We start from the raw sequence: 18,192 nt of genomic DNA, 5'->3' as shown, positions 1-18,192 counted from the left end.
AAGACCGAGGAGAAGGGCGGAAGCGCTATGTCCCGGCCGCCTGTGAAGCCGGAAGCGCCAGGGCCGAGCGGGGCTCCGCTGCGGACGACCCCCGCGCAGGGGACCAGACGGGCCAAGCACCGCGGAGCCGTCGCCGACGACACCCGGTTCGAGAAGGTCCTGGAGACGCTGCGGACACGCATCCGCGCCATTGATTTCGCCGAAGGCCTGCCCGGCGCCGCCGAGGGCGCCGCCGCGCGCACCGACGTGCTGCACCAGCTCGAGGACTACGTGCTCCCGCGGGTGCGCCGCCCCGATACCCCCCTGCTGATCGCTGTCGCGGGGTCCACCGGAGCGGGCAAGTCCACGCTGGTCAACAGCCTTGTGGGTGAGCAGGTCACCACCACAGGGGTGCGCCGCCCCACCACGAACAGCCCGGTGCTGGCGTGCAACCCCGCCGACGTCGACTGGTTCAGCGAGGCCCACTTCCTGCCCACGCTGCCGCGCGTGCGCCAGAAGGGGCTGGCCATGCCCGGCAAGGACGGCATGCTGGTGCTGGCCGCGAGCGAGGCCATGCCCGAAGGCGTGGCGCTGCTCGACACGCCCGACGTCGACTCCGCCGTATCGGCCCACCACGAGTTCGCCGCGAAGTTCCTCGACGCCGCCGACCTGTGGGTGTTCGTGACCACCAGCCGCCGCTACGCCGACGCCCGGGTCTGGGAGTTCCTCCAGGTGGCGCGCGACCGCGACACCTCGCTCGCGGTCGTCCTCTCGCGGGTGCCCCAGCGGGGCCGCCGCGAACTGGTCGACCACTTCGGCGCGATGCTCGACGCCAACGGGCTGGGGCGGGCCACCCGCTTCACCATCCCCGAGACCGACCAGGTCGCGGGGGAGCGGTTCACCTCGACGACCGCCGACCACATCCGCCACTACCTCGCCGACGTCGCAGGCGACCTCGCGCGGCGCGATCGGGTCTCGCGGCGCACGTTCATCGGCGTCATCGACAGCTTCCGGTCCCGCGTCCCCGAACTCGCCAAGCAGGTCGAGGTGCAGGTGGAGGTCGGGCGGACGCTGGAATCCGCCGTGCGGTCCGGCTACGACTCCGCGGTCGCCGACATCGACTCCGCGCTGCAGGACGGCTCGCTGCTGCGCGGCAACGTGCGCGCCCGGTGGCAGGACATCGCCGCCAGCGGCGACCTCGTGCGCACCATGCGGATGCGGGGCAAGCGCAAGACCAGCGAGGCCGAGGCCGCGGCCACCCGGGTGCGCGCCCTGCGGCAGGCGGTCCGCGACAGCCTCGAAGCGCTCATCCTGGCCAACGCCGAGCGCGCCGTCGACCAGATCGCCGACAGCTGGGAGACCGTGCCCGGGGGCGCCGACCTCGTCACGCGGGCCGGGGGCCGCACGCCGCCCGCCGACCTCGCGGGGCGCGCCCGCGACGCCATCACCGAGTGGCAGCAGGCGGTGGGCGGGCTGATGACGGCCGACGGCGCGACCAAGCGGTCGGTGGCCCGATTCGTCACCTTCGACAAGGACGCCTTCGCGCTCGTTCTGATCATCGAGCTGCTGGGCTACGGCGCGGTCGAGGCGGGTGCCGGACGGGCCGCGGGCCCATCGCCGCAACGCCTGCTCAAAGGGGTGTTCGGAGCGGACTCGCTGCGTAACATCGAGGCCAAGGCGCGCGACGACCTGCGGCGCCGCATCGGTGTGCTGCTGCTCCACGAGCGCACCCGCTTCACCGACACGCTGGCGGCCGTCGAACTGCCCGATGACGACGCCGCCGTCCAGCTCTACCAAGCCACGTACAACCTTGAGATTGCGCGATGACCACTCAGCGGAACCCCGCTCACCCCGATGAGGAAGCGGAGGCGGAGCAGGCCCAGGGACAGGATCCCGGGCCCGCACGCCGGCCCGCCACCGAACCCCAGGAGGAGGACGGGGACTGGAGCGGGTACGTGGTACCTGACAGCGACCGCATCGAGGCCGGGTGGATGCCGTCGTCCGACACGTCGTGGCCGTCCGGCCGGCCCAAGGGGCCGCCGGCCGACTCCTACCCGGCGCTGCGCCGGGCCGTCGACGCGAGCGCGGGGCGCTCCGAGGACGAACCGCGGGACGCCGGCCAGGGCGCCGACGACCGGGGTGCCGCCCACGGCGACCCCGGGGAGCCGGCCGCGGCCGACACCGGTCCGCAGCAGGCCCCGGTTGCGGCCGGCGCCGACGGCGCGCCCGCCGACGCACCCGACCGCGACGGCTCCGCGGCCGGCGGCGCCGAGGAGCCCGCCGCGGAGGCCGCCGATCCCGGCGTCCCCGCCGAGCCGGCCCGATCCGCGCCCGGACACGGCCGCCACGCCGCCGCGCGCCGTTCCACGCGACCGGCCCCGCCCGCCGCCGGCGACACCGGCCGCGACGACCCCGATGATCCCGACGACCTCGCCGCCTGGGTGGGCAGCCTCGCCGACGCCGACGACACCGCCATGATCGCCGGCCGCCGCACCGGGTCCTTCCCGGTGGTGCCGCCGCCCGAGACCCAGGACCCGGCCGCGCCGGACACCGGCACCGCCGGCCCTGAGGACGCGACCCCTCCCACGGGCACGGCCGCCTTCACGGAGGCGGAGCCGGACCCGGCTGAGCGTCCCGGCGGTGCGGAAGCCGCCACGGGCCCGCAGCGACCGGCGGCCCCCGAGGACCCGCCGTCCGCCCGGGACCGCGCGGACGGATCCGGCGACCCCGCCTCCTCCGACTCCGGGGAGCGCCCCCGAGCCCGGGTGCCGGCCGCCGAGCCGCCCGAGGTCCCGGAGCCCGCCCCGGCCGAGCCCTCGGAGCAGGCGACACGCGACACCGCCGGCGCCGAGCCCACCGCGGAGCCCGCGGCCGATCCGGAGCCCGACGGTGCCACGGGCGCCGAAGGCGCGCCGGCCGCCGACCCCGGCCCGCCGACCCCGGCCGCCACCACCGCGTCCGAGACCACCGCGTCCGAGGCCGCCGTGTCCGAGGCCGCCGCACCCGCGCCGGGGGATTCCGACGGCCGGGCCGACATCGCGCCGGCCGCCCGCGACGCCGATGACGATGACGACGCCGATGACGACGACGAGTACCAGCCGACCACCGGCGAGTTCTGGCAACCACTGCCCGCGGTCACCCGCGAGCAGCTCATCGCCCGGCTCGACGGCCTGGCCACCCTCGTGGGCATCGGCCGCGACGACTTCGACCCCGAGGACATCGGCCGCGCCCGCCACCTGCTCGACCACGCGGGCGCGCGGCTGCGGCTCTCCGGCGACCACACCGTGGTCGCCCTGGCCGGGGGCACCGGAAGCGGCAAGTCCTCGCTGTTCAACGCGCTGAGCGGACTGGAGTTCTCCCGGGTCGGCATCACCCGCCCCACCACATCGACCGCGCACGCGTGCGTGTGGGGCAACGAAGGCGCCGAAGGACTGCTCGGCTGGCTCGGGGTCCCCAAGCGCAACCGCCACTCGCGCACGAGCGAGCTCGACAAGGACATCTCGGACCTGTCCGGCCTGATCCTGCTCGACCTGCCCGACCACGACTCCGTCCGCGCGGTGCACACCGCCGAGGCCGACCGCATGATCGGGGCCGCCGACCTCCTGGTCTGGGTGCTGGATCCGCAGAAGTACGCCGACGCCGCCGTCCACCACCGGTACCTGGCCGAGATGTCCGGGTACGGCGCGGTCACGGTCGCCGTCCTCAACCAGGTCGACCGGGTCGAGCCGGCGGAGCTGGAGGAGCTGCTCACCGACCTGCGGCGGCTCCTGGAGACCGAGTCCGGCGTGCAGCCGCGCGTGCTGACCACCTCGACCCTGACCGGCGAGGGCGTGCGCGCGCTGCGGGAGATGCTCGTCGAGACCGTCACCGAGCGCCGCGCGATGATCGACCGGCTGGTCGCCGACCTGGACCAGGTGGTCCGGGCGTTCGACGGCTACCACGGCACCGGCGCCGCCGAGGTCGCCGTGCCCGCCGACGCGCGCCAGCGCCTGGTCGCCGAACTGCTGGAGGCCGGCGGGGCGTCCGCCATCGCCGACACCGCCGAGACGGCGCACGAACAGCGGGGGAGCCGCAGCGTCGGCTGGCCGCTCGCCCGCTGGGCGCGCAAACTGCGCCGCGACCCGCTGCGCGTGGCCGGTGTGGACTTCCTGCACGACGATGCCGGCACCGGGGCGCCGGTGCCCGTCGACGCCCAGAAGTCGGAGATCGAGAAGGCCGCCGCGGACATCGCCGAGCAGGTGTCGGGGACGCTGCCCGTGCCCTGGCCCCGGCGCATCCGCGCGGCGGCGCGCTCGGCGGTCCCGGAACTGCCGGTGGAGCTGGGCGAGGTGATCGCCTCGACCGTGCCCGACCCCGACGACACGCCGTCGTGGTGGCGGACGGTCAAGTTCGTGCAGCACCTGCTCTTGGTGCTCGGCTCGGTCGGCCTGGCGTGGCTGGCGACCCTGGTGGCCAGCTGGTGGGCCGGCGGGCTCACGGGCATCGTCGCCTTGGACGACCCCGGGTTCATCGCGTTCGCGGCGGCCGTCGTGGTCGCGGCCCCCTTGGTGGGCTGGCTGACCGATGTCGGCTGCCGCAACCTGGTCTCGGTGGCCGCCGCGCAGCGGCGCGAGCGGGTGGAGCTGACCAGCGCCGAGCGGGTCCGCGCCATCGCCGAGGAGCGGATCCTCGCCCCCGTGGAGCAGGAGCTGCGGCGCTACCAGGAGTACAGCGAGGCACTGGTGTCGGCCAAGGGCTGAGCCGCGGTCGACGACGAACGGCGGGTCGGGAGAAACGGTTCCCGGCCCGCCGTTCGTTCGTACTGCCGTTCATCGATGCGGATCGCCGGCGGCACACGGCGATCGGCGCCCGGACCCCGCGATGGGGACTAGCTCCAGTGGATGCCGGACACGATGACCCCTCCCCCTCCGTGAACGAGCCGTGGGCGGTGCTGGCCGCCCATCGCCGCTGCACTGGGCCGAGCGGCCCGGCCGGGGACGTCCGTGTCGGGCGTGTGTCCCGCGGACCGTGGCCGACCGGCTGGCCGGGACCGGCCGCAGCGCTCCCCAATGTAACGGTTCCCTCTCGAGGTTGCACAATGAGCGATTAAAGTATCACTGACTGTAGTTCAAAGTGGGACCTCTGGTATCGGCTCCCGATGCCCGGGTAGCGAGGGAGATCCACGTGGCGGTGGCAGATCGGACCGTTCCCGTTCATGAGCGGCTCCGGGTTCATCGAGTGTCCTCCTGGCCGGTCTTCGCCCTCCCCCGCTCCCTCATCGTGCTCATGGGCGCGCTGTTCGCCACCGCCGTGGCGCTGTTCGCGACCGCCGGTGCGTTCACCCCGCTCCGCCCCGGCGAGGCCGGCGTCTTCTTCGCCCTGGTGGTGTGCGCCGGGGGCTCGGTCGAGGCCATGCGGCGGCTGGGCACCCCGGGCGTGATCACGCGCGACCTGCTCGGCGCCTGGTGGTTCCCCACCCTGCTGCTACTGCCCCCGGTCTACGCGCTGCTCATCCCGATCCCGGTCTACGTGCTGCTCCAGTACCGGTACTTCCGCGCGGTGGTGCACCGCCGGGTCTTCAACACCGTTTCGACGGCTCTGTGCGGCTTCGTCTCCTCGTTCGTGTTCCACTGGGTGCTGGCCGGGGACCCGGACCGGGCCCTCTCCCTGCCCATAGAGGTGGCGGAACGCACCCTGGTGACCGGATCCGGGGCGATCCTGGCACTCCTGTGCTGCGCGCTGTTCACGGTGCTCAACACGACGGTGGTGGCCGTCGCGGTGCACCTGAGCGCCCCCGAGACCCCCTGGAAGCGCACGTTCTGGGACCGCGAGGCGTTCACCATCGACAGCGCGGAGGTCTGCGTGGGCCTGACCGTCGCCATCATGACCGGCCTGTCGATGGTCCTGCTGCTCATCGCGCTCCCGCCCGTGATGCTGCTCCAGCGCAGCCTCCTCTACCAGCAGTTACAGGCCGCGGCGCGGACCGATCCCAAGACCGGCCTGCTCAACGCGGCGGCGTGGGAGGCCGACGCGGCGGCCGAGGTGGCGCGCGCGCACCAGTCGGGCGACCCGGTCGCGGTGCTGATCATCGACATCGACCACTTCAAGAGCGTCAACGACACCTATGGCCACCTCTTCGGCGACCACGTTCTGGTCGGCGTGGCCACGACCCTCACCCACCAGCTGCGCCCCACCGATGCGGTCGGGCGGTTCGGCGGTGAGGAGTTCGTCGTGCTGCTGCCGGGCGCCGACACCGCCGAGGCGTGCCGCGCCGCCGAGCGGCTGCGGGTGCGCGTGGGGCACATGGTGCTCAAGGCCGATGACGCCGGCGTCTCCATCACCGTCTCCATCGGGGTGGCGGTGCTGGGTGTGCACGGCAACGACATCGTGGGCCTCCTCGCGGCGGCCGATCTCGCCCTTTACCGCGCCAAAGGCGCCGGCCGCAACCGCGTGTGCCTGCCGATCACCGGCCGCGCGCTGCGGGGCCGCACCGGTGCCGTCCGGGCCGAGCCCAAGCGCGCGGTGCCGGGCGAGATCCGGCGGCTGGGGACACCCGCGTGCGAGGAGAGCGGGTAGCCACCGCGCCCGCGCCCGCCCCCGCCGCGCCGGCGGGTGCCCGGTCGCACGGCCGCGCCCGCCGCGTTCGGAGGGTGCCTCCGGCCGGGGGCGGCGCCGTCTCCGCTCGCTCGTCGGCTCGCCGTGATGTATTCCCGGGTCACGCTCGCCTCCTCGCTCTGCTCCAACGACCCCGCGAGTCGGGTCTTCGGCCGGGGGCGGCGTCGTCTCCGCTCGCTCGTCGGCTCGCCGTGACGCATCCACAGGCGGCCGATCGGTGTTGTGCCGTACTCGTCCGGTCACGCACTGTGAGTCCATGGCCAACGACGATTCCCCCTCCCCGTCCAGTGGTCCCCGCCCCTCGTTCGGCTCCCCGCTGCCCGCCGGCCCGCCCGCGGAGATCCCCGGCCGGCTGACCCTCGCGGCGCCCGCCGACATCATCGCCGCCACCCCCTACCTCCTCGGCTACCACCCCGCCGACCTGCTGGTCGTCCTCGGCCTGCGCGGTCCCGAAGGCCGTGTGCACATCGTCTTCCGCTGCGACCTCGCCGGGGGCCGGCCGCCCGCCGGGATCGCGGCCACCGCGCGCCAGGTGGCGGCCACACTGCGCCGCGACGGCTGCACCGCCATGCTCGCGGCCGGATACGGCCCGGCCCGCGCGGTCACCCCCTGCGTCGACGCGCTGGGGGCCGCCGGCGCGGACCACGGCGTGCCCGTGCGCGAGGCGCTGCGCGTCACCGGCGGGCGCTATTGGTCCTACCTGTGCCGGTCGCCGGGCTGCTGCCCGCCCGAGGGCGTCGCCTACCGCCCCGGGTCGTCGCCCGTCTCGGCCGCCGCGGTGGCCAACGGCCTCACCGCCTGGCCCGGCCGCGACCGGATCCGCTCCTTCCTCGGCGACGGCGACCCCGCCCTGCGCGCCGCCGTCGAGCGCGCCACGCCCGCCGCGGAGGCGCGGGCCCGGCTGCTGCGCGCACCCGACGGCCGCGACGCCTTCGGCCCGGAGTTCCGCGCCGAAGGAGCCCGCGTGATCCGCGCGGCGGCGGCCGACGCCGTCCGCGGGTGCCCGCCCCGCGACCCCGCCCGGATCGCGTGGATCGGGGTCCTGCTCGAATGCGTCCGCGTCCGCGACGAAGCGTGGGCGCGGATCGAGGTCGCGACCGCCCGCGAGCACGTGGCGCTGTGGCGGCAGGTGCTGCGGCACGTCGGCCCCTCCTACGCCGCGGCGCCGGGCGCGCTGCTGGCGGCGGCCGCGTGGATGGGCGGCGACACCGCCCTCGCCGAGGTCGCGCTCGACCGTGTGGGCGAGGTCGCCCCGGGCTACTCCATGGCCGGCCTGATCCGGCGGGCGCTGCGCGGCGGGGTCGCCTGGGAGGGGTTCACCCCGGAATGGCTCGAAGAGCGATCTCCGCTGGCCGAGGCGGGTGGAACCGATGGCGCGGAGTGGCCGGGGCACCGATGCCGAAGCCCTAGGCTTGAAGGCATGCCGGACTATATCTACAGCCTGCGAAACGTGCGCAAGGCGCACGGCGACAAGGTCGTGCTCGACGACGTCTCGGGCCAGTTCCTGTTCGGGGCCAAACTCGGTGTCGTGGGGCCGAACGGCGCGGGGAAGTCCACGCTGCTGAAGCTCATGGCCGGTATCGAGCAGCCCTCGAACGGCGAGGCCCGGCTCATGCCGGAGTTCACCGTCGGCCTGCTCTCCCAGGAGCCCCAGCTCGACCCCGACAAGACCGTCCTCCAGAACGTCGAGGACGGCGTGGCCGAGACCAAGGCGATGCTCGACCGCTTCAACGAGATCGCCGAGAAGATGGCCACCGACTACTCCGACGAGCTGTTGGAGGAGATGGGCAAGCTCCAGGAACAGCTCGACCACCGCAACGCCTGGGACCTCGACAGCCAGCTCGCGCAGGCCATGGACGCCCTGCGCTGCCCGCACCCGTCGGCCGACGTCTCGGTGCTCTCCGGCGGTGAGAAGCGCCGCGTGGCGCTGTGCAAGCTCCTCTTGGAACAGCCCGACCTGCTCCTGCTCGACGAGCCCACCAACCACCTCGACGCCGAGAGCGTGCAGTGGCTGGAGCAGCACCTGGAGAAGTACCCCGGGACCATCGTCGCCATCACGCACGACCGGTACTTCCTCGACAACGTCGCCACCTGGATCCTCGAACTGGACCGCGGCAAGCTCTACCCCTACGAGGGCAACTACACCACCTACCTCGACACCAAGGCCTCGCGGCTGAAGGTCGAAGGCCAGAAGGACATCAAGCGCCAGCGGCGGCTCGCCGAGGAGCTGGAGTGGGTCCGCTCCAACGCCAAGGCCCGCCAGACCAAGAGCCGCGCGCGTCTCCAGCGCTACGAGGAGATGGCGGCCGAGGCCGATAAAACGCGCAAGCTGGACTTCGAAGAGATCCAGATCCCGCCGGGCCCGCGCCTGGGCAGCACCGTGGTCAACGTCAAGGGCCTCACCAAGGGCTTCGGCGACCGCCTGCTGATCGAGGACCTGAACTTCCAGCTGCCGCCCAACGGCATCGTCGGCGTGATCGGCCCCAACGGCGTCGGCAAGACCACCCTGTTCAAGATGATCGTCGGCGAGGAGCAGCCGGACTCCGGCGCGATCACCGTCGGCGATACCGTCAAGATCTCCTACGTCGACCAGTACCGGGGCCGCATCGACGACAAGAAGAACGTCTGGGAGGCCATCTCCGACGGAGAGACCTTCATCCAGGTCGGCCACGTCGAGATCCCCAGCCGCGCCTACGTCGCCGCCTTCGGGTTCAAGGGCTCCGACCAGCAGAAGCCGGCCGGTGTCCTCTCCGGCGGCGAGCGCAACCGGGTCAACCTCGCGCTCACCCTCAAGCAGGGCGGCAACCTGCTGCTGCTCGACGAGCCCACCAACGACCTCGACGTCGACACCCTGGGCTCCCTGGAGAACGCGCTGCTGGACTTCCCCGGCTGCGCCGTGATCACCAGCCACGACCGCTGGTTCCTCGACCGCGTGGCCACGCACATCCTGGCGTGGGAGGGCGGGGCCAACTGGTTCTGGTTCGAGGGCAACTTCGAGTCCTACGAGAAGAACAAGATCGAGCGGCTGGGCGCCGACGCCACGCGCCCGCACGCGGTGACCCACCGCAAGCTCACCCGCGACTGATCAGCCGGCGCGGAATCCCGGTCCGGTGCGCGCCGGCGCGCACCGGACCGGTCCGAAACCGGCGTTTCCGGCCGTGGCCGCCCACCGCGTAAGCTGGCGGGCGATGAGTGATCCGCGCGAAGACTCCGTGACCTTCTACGACGCCGTCGGCGGCGAAGAGACGTTCGTCCGTCTCGTGCGCCGCTTCTACGAGGGCGTCGCGGCCGACCCCGTGCTGCGCCCCCTTTACCCCGAGGAGGATCTCGGCCCAGCCGAGGACAGGCTGCGGCTCTTCTTCATCCAGTACTGGGGCGGCCCGCGCACCTACAACGAACTCCGCGGCCACCCGCGACTGCGCATGCGCCACATGCCCTTCCGGGTGGGGGCCCGCGAGCGCGACCACTGGCTGGCCCACATGCGCGCCGCGATCGACGACCTCGCCCTGCCGGCCGCGCTCGACCGCCAGTTGTGGGAGTACATGGTCTACGCCGCCCACAGCATGGTCAACGTCGCCGAGGACACCGAGCCGACCGCGGTCGCCGACCCCACGTCCATCACGGTCACCCGGCGCCGGGAGTCCGGCGAGACACCGTCGGACGACGACGACGGCGGCGGCCCCATCCGGATCTCGCTGAAGTGAACGAGGCCGGGGCGGCGCTCACCGTTCGCGGATCACGATGGTGCGCGCCGCTTTGTCGTTGAGGGACTGCTGGTCCGGCCGGTCCCACAGCGGCCACAGTCCGTTGAGCAGTGGGAACAGCGCGATCAGCGCGCCGAGGACGGGCAGCCAGTTCAGGCCGGCCGGCCCCCACCAGACGAGGGCCCGCACCAGCGAGGTCGAACCCGCCAGGCCCGTGTCCGCAGGCCCGCCCGGTGCGCCGTGCGCGCCGTATCCGTTCGGGTGGTGCCGCGGGACGATCCGCAGGCCCATGGCCATCTTGCCGAGGGTGGCGCCCCACCGGGCCAGCATCCAGGTCTCGTAGGCGACGAGCAGGGCGCAGACCAGGAGTGCGCCGACCGCGTCGAGCAGCAGGTTCTCGCCGGCGCCCGCGGAGAACGGCCCCGCGGGCAGCGGCCGGCCGGGGCCGGTGGCCACCACCCAGACGATCAGCACGGCGAAGAGCACGATGAAGCTCGGGATGATCACCACCAGGCCGTCGATGATGCGCGCGACCAGGCGCCGCCCCCATTCGGCGGGGCGCAGCCCCAGTTCGGCTGCGGTCGATCCGGGCGGGGCGAAGGGCAGGTAGGGCCGGTAGGGCTCCTGGGCGCCCGGGTCCGACCCGCCGTAGGGCGCCGGGTACCCGGTTCCCGGGGCATCCGGTGCCCGGGCCCCGAGGGGCGACGCCGACCCGCCCGCCGGGGGAGGCGGCCCCGCCGCGCCCGGCGGGTCGTCCTCCCCGTCCTCCCGGGGCGGTGCGTGCCGCGGCCGGTAGGCCGGAGCGCGGGGATCGGCCGGTTCGCCATGGGGGGCGGCGGGCTGGTGGGGGCCGCCGGGCGGCCCCTGCGGCGCCGCATAAGGGTCGCCGGAGGGAGCCTGCGGTTCCTGCGGGCCGGGCGGTTCCTCCGGGCCGGAGGGGCCCTCCTCCGGCGGCGCGTGCGGGCCGGGCGGCTCCTGGGGGCCGTGGTGCGGCGGCTCCGGGTCCGGCTCGCGCGGCGCGGCCGGGCCGGGGTCCCCGGCCGGTTCTCCTGGAGGCGGGTGGTTCATCGTCGGTGCACCTCAGAGATGGAGTGGCGGTTCGCCTCCATCATGGCCGCGGGGCGGCAGCGGCACGCGGCGACACACGGTGACGAACCGATCGCGCACGGCCGGGCGGGCGGTGGACCGATACCGCCCCCTTCCGTGCGCGAGGAGCGGGGGCGCCGCGCACCGCGCGGCGCCCCCGCTCCGGGCGCGGCCGGTTCAGCCGGCGGCCTCCGGGTCCAGGTAGCCGAGCAGGTAGGCGCGCTCGGCGCCGTCGAGCCGGCGGACCCCCTGGGTGGGGAGGTCGTAGCCGACGAGCACCGACGAGGCCCGGACATAGACGCGGGAGTCGTCCGCGATCTCGTAGGCGAGCCGGAAACTGGCGTTGCGGACCTCGGTCACCCACGTCTCGACCCGCACCGGTTCGCGGCGCAGCACCAGCGGCTGGAGGTAGTCGACCTCGTGCCGGGCGACCACCAGGCCGCCGATGCTGTGGCCGCCGTCCTCGGGGGCGTCCCATTTCAGGAAGGCGATGCGCGCGTCCTCCAGGTAGGTGAGCATGCGCACGTTGTTGACGTGGTTCAGCGGGTCGAGGTCGGCGAACCTGACGTGTGCGAGATGCACGTGGCGCCGCCGCCCTCCGCCCAGGCCCTCCTCGGTGCGTGCCTCGGTCGCGACCTCTGTCACTGCTCGCCCATCCTCTCTTCTGCGCCGACCGGACGATCGCCGGTGGCCCGTGCTCAGGTCGCCGCGCCCGCCGCGCCGTCCGGGACGGCCAGGCCGGTGTACCGGGCCAGGAAGGCGAGCTGGTCGGCGTTCAACCGCACACTACGGCTCACCGATCTTGAACTGTGCCCGACTTCGGCCTCGCGCCGCAGCAGAATCGGCCGGTCGGCCGGGGACGCCGAGGTCGCGTGCTGGAGGGCCGCGCACATCTTGCGGGCGTGCAGCGGGTCGACCCGGGTGTCGTTGTCGAAGACGGTGAACAGAGTGGCCGGATAGCGCACGCCGGCGGAGACGTTGTGGTAGGGGGAGTAGCCGTGCAGCCGGCCCAGCGCCTCGGGGTCGTCGGCGCTGCCGTACTCCACGTTCCACAGCTGGCCCAGGCCGAACCGCTCGTAGCGGACCATGTCGAGCAGCGGTGCCGAGCACACGGCGGCCGCGAACAGATCGGGCCGCTGGGTGATCGCCGCCCCCACCAGCAGGCCGCCGTTGCTGCCGCCCATGACGGCCAGCCGGTCGGCGGTGGTCCGCCCGGAGGCGATGAGGTGCTCGGCCGCCGCGGCGCAGTCGTCGAACACGTTCTGCTTGTGCTCGAGCACGCCGCCGCGGTGCCATTCCTCGCCCTCCTCCAGGCCGCCCCGGAGGTTGGCGACGGCGTACACGCCGCCCGCGCGCACCCAGGCGAGGATGGTGGCGGAGTATCCCGGGGTGAGCGAGATCGAGAAGCCGCCGTAGCCGTACAGGACGGCCGGGCGCGGGCCGTCCGCGTCGGGCGGGGAGATCACCAGCATCCGCACCGGGGTGCCGTCGTGCGAGGTGTAGGTGACCTGCTCGGTGCGGACCTCGGGGAGGTCCAGCCGCCCCGGTGCCGAGGCCCATACCGACAGCTCGCCCGTTCGGGCGTCGTAGCGGTGGACCGTGGTCGGCGAGGTGTTGTCGGTGTAGCCGAACCACACCTCGTGGCCGCCCTCGGGCCGTTCGACGAGGCCGCTGATGGAGCCCAGACCCGGCAGGTCCACCCGGCCGCGGCGTTCGCCGCCGGCCAGGGCGTGCACGGAGACCTCGCTGATGGCGTGCCGCCGCCAGGAGGCGAGCAGCAGCGGTTCGGCCAGGCCGTCGTCGAGGATCGCGAAGTCGCTGAGGACGGCATCGGGGTCGGCGGGGACGAGGGTGCGCCAGTGCTCGGCGCCGGGGGTCGCGGGGTCGGCAACGCACAGCCGGCCGCGGGGCGCGTCGCGGTCGGTGAACAGGTAGAGGCGGCCGTCGCGCCCGACGTAGGGGGAGACCTCCGCGTCGACCCCCTCCTGGATGGTGCGGAAGTCCGGGGCGGCGAGGTCCCCGGCCGAGAGGTCGGCGATCCAGGCGTCGTTGCGGGACGAGGTGCCCTTGGCGCAGGTGAGCAGCAGCCAGCGGCCGTCGCGGCTGACCGCCACCCCGTAGTACTCGGTCTTGTCGCGGCCCTCGCCGAAGATGAGCACGTCGTCGTCGGTGGAGGTGCCCACCCGGTGCAGGTAGACCCGGCGGTGGTACTGCTCCTCGCCGGCGGGCACCCGGCCGGGCGCGAGGCGGCGCACGTAGTAGAACGCCTCGCCGCCCGGGAGCCAGGCGATGGGGGAGTACCGGCAGCGGTCGATGGGGCCGTCGACCTCCTCGCCGGTGGCGATGTCCATGACGCGCAGGAGGCTCTCCTCATCGCCCCCTTCGGAGAGCTGATAGGCCAGCAGCCGTCCTTCGCGGTCGGGGCGCCAGGAGTCGAGCGTGGTGGCGCCCGTGGGGTCGACCGCCGTGGGGTCGATCAGGACGCGTTCGGGCCGGTCCGGCTCGCTGAGATAGAGGACGCCGTGCTCCTGATCGGCGGTCCGGCGGGTGAAGAGATGGCGAACTCCCCGCCACACCGGGGTGCCGACGAACCCGGCGCCCATGAGCTCCGTGAGGCGCCCGCCGAACCAGTCGCGGGCCGCGAGCCCGGTGGCCGCGTCGGCGAACAGGGTGTCCTGCGCGGCGCCCCATTCCTTTGTGGCGGCGGACTCCGGGTCCTCGAGCCACCGGTAGGGGTCGGAGATGTCGTGGCCGTGCAGGGTTTCGACGAGGTCCAGACGCTCTGCGGCGGGATAACGGCGTTCAGGCATGGAAGAACTCTATCCGTCCGGTTCGACACGCCTCGGGAGGGAATCCATGCCGTTGACGAGCACCGATAATTGGGGTGGCGGTGGAGCGGCTTCACTCGGCACACTGAATGCGGGACGTTACTCGGCGGGAAATCCACCCACGGGAGGTCCGTGTGGCAATGCGAACAGAACCGGTCACCCGGCCGGTCGACAAGGAGGTCTCCTGGCTGGCCGACCGGCTGGCCGGGGATGAGACACGGTCGGTCGATACGACGACCTCGGAGACGCCATGAGCTCCGGGCACAGTACGGAGGACGGTACAATCCACCGTCACGTGCTGCTGCTCAACGCCAGCTATGAACCGCTGACGACGCTGCCGCTGCGTCGCGCGATCCTGCTGGTGTTGCGGGACAAGGCCGAGGTCGTGCACGGCGACGCCGCCGGCGCCGTCCTGCATTCGGCCACCGCGGCGCTGTCGGTGCCGTCGGTGATCCGGCTCCGGCGCTACATCAGGGTCCCGTATCGCAGGCGGGTCCCGTTGACGCGGGTGGCGCTCATGCGCCGCGATTCCCATCGTTGCGCCTATTGCGGGAAGAAGGCCGAGACCATCGACCACGTCATCCCGCGCAGCCGCAACGGGCCGCACGTGTGGGAGAACGTGGTGGCCTCCTGCAAGACCTGCAACCACCGCAAGGCCGACCGCCTGCTCGACGAACTGGGATGGGAGCTGAACGTCACCCCCACGGTACCCCGGGGCCTGCACTGGCGGCTGATCAACGGTGAGCAGCACGGCGACCCCCAGTGGGCCCCGTACATGGCCAGAGCCGCCGCCTAGCCGGCGTGCGCCGCGTCCGGGAGCGGTTCGGTCCCAGCCGCTCCCGGGCGTCTATGCTGTCGCCATGCCTCGCTACGACTACCGCTGCCGCGCCTGCGGCGAGACCTTCGATTCGGAACGGCGAGCCGACGAACGAGTGGGGCCGGCGCTGCCCTTGGCCAACGGCCCGACGTGCGGGGCCGGTGGAGCGGAGTGAGGAAGGGAGCGTGACCAGAGTGCTGTCGCGCCCCATGGCGGAGTCGGCCGAGCCCGCGCCCTGCCGGCCACGACGACACCGTCAAGCTGTTGTCGGCGGTCGCCGTTGGCGGCCGGGCCGCAGCACCCGCCGCCCTGCGGCGGTGCTGCGGCGGCGGCTGCTGCGGCTGAGCGGGACCGCGGGCTAGTGGCCCCGCTCCTCCACCTGGGACACGTCGCGTGCGGCCCCGGTCGAGGCCGAGGTGGCCATGGCCGCGTACGCCCGCAGCGCCGCGGTCACCGGACGGTCGCGGTCGCGGGGCCGGAACCGGCCGAGCTCCGCGAGCAGGCGTTCGCGCCGGGCGTCGAGCTCCGCGCGCGGCACCTGGAGGGTGATGGAGCGCCCGGGGATGTCGATGCCGATGGTGTCGCCGTCCTCGACCAGGGCGATGTCGCCGCCGGCGGCGGCCTCGGGTGAGGCGTGGCCGATCGACAGGCCCGAGGTGCCCCCGGAGAACCGGCCGTCGGTGATCAGCGCGCACGCCTTGCCCAGGCCGCGGCCCTTGAGGAAGCTGGTCGGGTAGAGCATCTCCTGCATCCCGGGGCCGCCCTTGGGGCCCTCGTAGCGGATGACCACGACGTCGCCCGGGACCACCCGCTTGTTCAGGATGCCATCGACCGCGTCCTCCTGGCTCTCGAACACCTTGGCCGGGCCGGTGAAGGTCCACAGCTCCTCTTCGACCCCGGCCGTCTTGACGATGGCGCCGTCGGGGGCGAGGTTGCCGTGCAGGACCGCCAGCCCGCCGTCGGCGGTGTAGGCGTGGGCGATGTCGCGGATGCAGCCGGACTCGCGGTCGGTGTCGAGGCTCTCCCAGCGCACGTCCTGGGAGTAGGCGCGGGTGGTGCGCTGCCCGCCCGGGGCGGCGTGGAACAGGTCGACGGCTTCGGCCGACACGGTGGGCGCAGCGATGTCCCAGGCCGCGAGGTACTCGCCGACCGTGGTGCCGTGGACGGTGGGCAGCGAGGTGTCGACCAGCCCGCCGCGCGCGAGCTCGCCCATGATGGCGGGGATGCCGCCGGCCCGGTGGACGTCCTCGACGTGGTACTTGTCGGTGTTGGGGGCGACCTTGCACAGGCACGGCACCCGCCGCGACAGCTCGTCGATCTCGGGCAGCCCGAACTTGACGCCGGCCTCGGTGGCCGCGGCCAGCAGGTGCAGGATCGTGTTGGTCGAACCGCCCATGGCGACGTCGAGCGCCATGGCGTTGCCGAAGGCCGCCGGGGTGGCGATGGACAGCGGGAGGACGGAGGCGTCGTCCTCCTCGTAGTACCGCCGGGCGACGTCCACGACGAGCCGGCCGGCGTCCTCGTAGAGCCGCTTGCGGGCGACGTGGGTGGCGAGCACGGTGCCGTTGCCGGGAGGGGCCAGGCCGAGGGCCTCGGTGAGGCAGTTCATCGAGTTGGCGGTGAACATGCCCGAGCAGGAGCCGCAGGTGGGGCAGGCGGCCTCCTCCATCTGGTCCAGCTCCTCCTGGGAGACGCTTTCGTCGGCGGCGGCGATCATGGGGTTGATCAGGTCGAGCTTGCGGACCTTGGTGGCCGTCCCCTCGACCACGGTCACCCGGCCGGCCTCCATGGGGCCGCCCGAGACGAACACCGTGGGGATGTTGAGCCGCATGGCGGCGAGCAGCATCCCCGGGGTGATCTTGTCGCAGTTGGAGACGCACACCAGCGCGTCGGCGCAGTGGGCGTTGACCATGTACTCCACGGCGTCGGCGATGAGTTCGCGGCTGGGCAGGGAGTAGAGCATCCCGCCGTGGCCCATGGCGATGCCGTCGTCGACCGCGATGGTGTTGAACTCGCGGGGTACCCCGCCGGCCTCGCGGACGGCCCCGGCGACGACGTCGGCGACCTCGCGGAGGTGGACGTGGCCGGGGACGAACTGGGTGAAGCTGTTGGCCACCGCGACGATCGGCTTGCCGAAGTCTTCGCGTTCCACGCCGGACGCGCGCATGAGGGCGCGCGCGCCGGCCATGTTCCTGCCATGGGTGACCGTGCGAGATCGGAGCGCGGGCATGGGGTGTACTCCCATCGACGCCGAGGGCGTGATCGATATGTGCTTCGACATCGATGGTAGTCGCGATGGCGACCGTATGCAGTCTCGGTCCCAGGGACCGGATGTCCGCATAGTGAGACGCGGCGGATAGGGGGCCCGCCGCGGCCTCAGTATCGGGGCAGCAGGACCTTCTGCGCCGCCTCGTAGATCTCCTCGATCTCCTGCTCGCTCAGCCGCGACTTTCCGGTGCGCAGCCACTTGCGGACCTTGGTCCCGGTGATGATGTCGACGCCGCGCAGGTTGTGGCTGTCCCACGGCATCCCCGGGCCGTAGATGGCCAGTGAGGCGCGGACGTGGATCTCGCGGCCGAGCTGCTGGCTGATCAGCTTCTCGGCGGCGCGCGCCTCTTCGAGCGCTTCGTCGATCCGCTCGTTCTTGGAGAACCGGCCGTGGTAGAGCTTTTCGAGCTTGTTGCGCAGCGGGAGCCGCTTGTCCCACGCCTCGGAGTCGATGGCGAAGGCGCCGCGCCGGCCGACGATGAAGTGGTCGATCTGCCCGTTGCCGCCCTCGATGCCGCGGGCGTGCAGGACCTTGTAGCCCAGGCGCTTCATGACCTTGAGCTGGGCCTCGGTACGGCGCTGGGCGGCCGAGGGCCTGCGCCAGTGCGGGACCTCGGACTGGCGGCGCGAGTGGTGAACGGTGAACGCGATGAGCACGCCGATGCCGAAGGTGGCGCCGATGCGCCAGTCGGCCGTGAGGTAGCCGACCGCGACGCCGACCACGATGGCGGCCAGGCCGCGGATCGCCCATTGCCGGGCGGCCTCGGAGGACACCAGGGCGCCGTAGGTGGCCCGAGCGGCGCCCTTGGACGTGCCGGAGGCCTTGCTGCGTGAGGTCACGAAGGGCGACTGGTAGACGGTGCCCTGGTTCTTGGGGGCATCGCCGCCGTTGACTCTGGTTGCCGAATCCACGCTG

The 18,192-nt window shown here is 73.2% G+C and carries 12 protein-coding genes; 7 read left to right on the top strand and 5 right to left on the bottom strand.

Annotated features, from left to right (window positions below; all coding sequences use genetic code 11):
- Positions 1–27: 27 nt before the first annotated feature.
- The 5 genes from ACFO4E_RS05375 (at position 28) to ACFO4E_RS05350 (ending at position 10,277) form a co-directional block, all read left to right on the top strand.
- Positions 28–1,806: a dynamin family protein gene (locus ACFO4E_RS05375; protein WP_378571887.1), complete on the top strand. Its 1,779-nt coding sequence runs from the start codon at positions 28–30 to the stop codon at positions 1,804–1,806.
- The gene (locus tag ACFO4E_RS05370) at positions 1,803–4,718 is read left to right on the top strand and encodes a GTPase (protein ID WP_378571886.1); all 2,916 of its coding nucleotides are present in this window, start codon (positions 1,803–1,805) and stop codon (positions 4,716–4,718) included. The genes ACFO4E_RS05375 and ACFO4E_RS05370 overlap by 4 nt, the downstream gene beginning before the upstream one ends.
- Before the next feature lie 478 nt (positions 4,719–5,196).
- Positions 5,197–6,534: a sensor domain-containing diguanylate cyclase gene (locus ACFO4E_RS05365; RefSeq protein ID WP_378571885.1), complete on the top strand. Its 1,338-nt coding sequence runs from the start codon at positions 5,197–5,199 to the stop codon at positions 6,532–6,534.
- Positions 6,535–6,829: 295 nt separating this feature from the next.
- A complete protein-coding gene (gene ettA / locus ACFO4E_RS30150; protein ID WP_465263123.1) occupies positions 6,830–9,658 on the top strand; it encodes an energy-dependent translational throttle protein EttA in 2,829 nt (942 codons plus the stop codon).
- A gap of 103 nt (positions 9,659–9,761) precedes the next feature.
- Positions 9,762–10,277 (top strand): globin, encoded by a 516-nt coding sequence (locus ACFO4E_RS05350; RefSeq protein WP_378571884.1) that lies wholly within the window; start codon positions 9,762–9,764, stop codon positions 10,275–10,277.
- Positions 10,278–10,295: 18 nt separating this feature from the next.
- On the opposite strand, the gene ACFO4E_RS05345 is transcribed toward ACFO4E_RS05350, so the two are convergent.
- The 3 genes from ACFO4E_RS05345 to ACFO4E_RS05335 all read right to left on the bottom strand — a co-directional run bounded on the left by ACFO4E_RS05345 (position 10,296) and on the right by ACFO4E_RS05335 (position 14,173).
- The gene (locus ACFO4E_RS05345) at positions 10,296–11,345 is read right to left on the bottom strand and encodes an RDD family protein (RefSeq protein ID WP_378571883.1); all 1,050 of its coding nucleotides are present in this window, start codon (positions 11,343–11,345) and stop codon (positions 10,296–10,298) included.
- A 195-nt stretch (positions 11,346–11,540) separates the two neighbouring features.
- Positions 11,541–12,008, bottom strand: a complete 468-nt coding sequence (locus ACFO4E_RS05340; protein WP_378571882.1) for an acyl-CoA thioesterase — start codon at positions 12,006–12,008, stop codon at positions 11,541–11,543.
- A gap of 53 nt (positions 12,009–12,061) precedes the next feature.
- A complete protein-coding gene (locus ACFO4E_RS05335; protein ID WP_378571881.1) occupies positions 12,062–14,173 on the bottom strand; it encodes a prolyl oligopeptidase family serine peptidase in 2,112 nt (703 codons plus the stop codon).
- Between the two features lie 313 nt (positions 14,174–14,486).
- On the opposite strand from ACFO4E_RS05335, the gene ACFO4E_RS05330 reads away from it, so the two are divergent.
- Together ACFO4E_RS05330 and ACFO4E_RS05325 are read left to right on the top strand one after the other, a co-directional pair.
- Complete coding sequence (locus tag ACFO4E_RS05330; RefSeq protein WP_378571880.1) at positions 14,487–14,987, top strand: HNH endonuclease; 501 nt, start codon at positions 14,487–14,489, stop codon at positions 14,985–14,987.
- A gap of 64 nt (positions 14,988–15,051) precedes the next feature.
- Positions 15,052–15,183 carry an FmdB family zinc ribbon protein gene (locus ACFO4E_RS05325; protein ID WP_378571879.1) on the top strand — a complete coding sequence of 44 codons (132 nt, stop codon included), beginning with the start codon at positions 15,052–15,054 and terminating at the stop codon, positions 15,181–15,183.
- Between the two features lie 183 nt (positions 15,184–15,366).
- Here the strand turns inward: ACFO4E_RS05325 and ilvD are convergent, their stop codons facing one another.
- Both ilvD and ACFO4E_RS05315 read right to left on the bottom strand, forming a co-directional pair.
- The gene (gene ilvD, locus ACFO4E_RS05320) at positions 15,367–17,238 is read right to left on the bottom strand and encodes a dihydroxy-acid dehydratase (RefSeq protein WP_378571878.1); all 1,872 of its coding nucleotides are present in this window, start codon (positions 17,236–17,238) and stop codon (positions 15,367–15,369) included.
- A 146-nt stretch (positions 17,239–17,384) separates the two neighbouring features.
- Entirely contained in the window at positions 17,385–18,188 is an 804-nt protein-coding gene (locus ACFO4E_RS05315; RefSeq protein ID WP_378571877.1) for a nuclease-related domain-containing protein, read from the bottom strand.
- Positions 18,189–18,192 lie beyond the last annotated feature (4 nt).

This window comes from Nocardiopsis mangrovi (assembly GCF_042653925.1).
GTDB classification, from domain to species: Bacteria; Actinomycetota; Actinomycetes; order Streptosporangiales; family Streptosporangiaceae; genus Nocardiopsis_B; species Nocardiopsis_B mangrovi.
The sequence above is the reverse complement of the archived record's forward strand: the minus strand, read 5'-3'. Positions and strand labels throughout refer to the sequence as shown.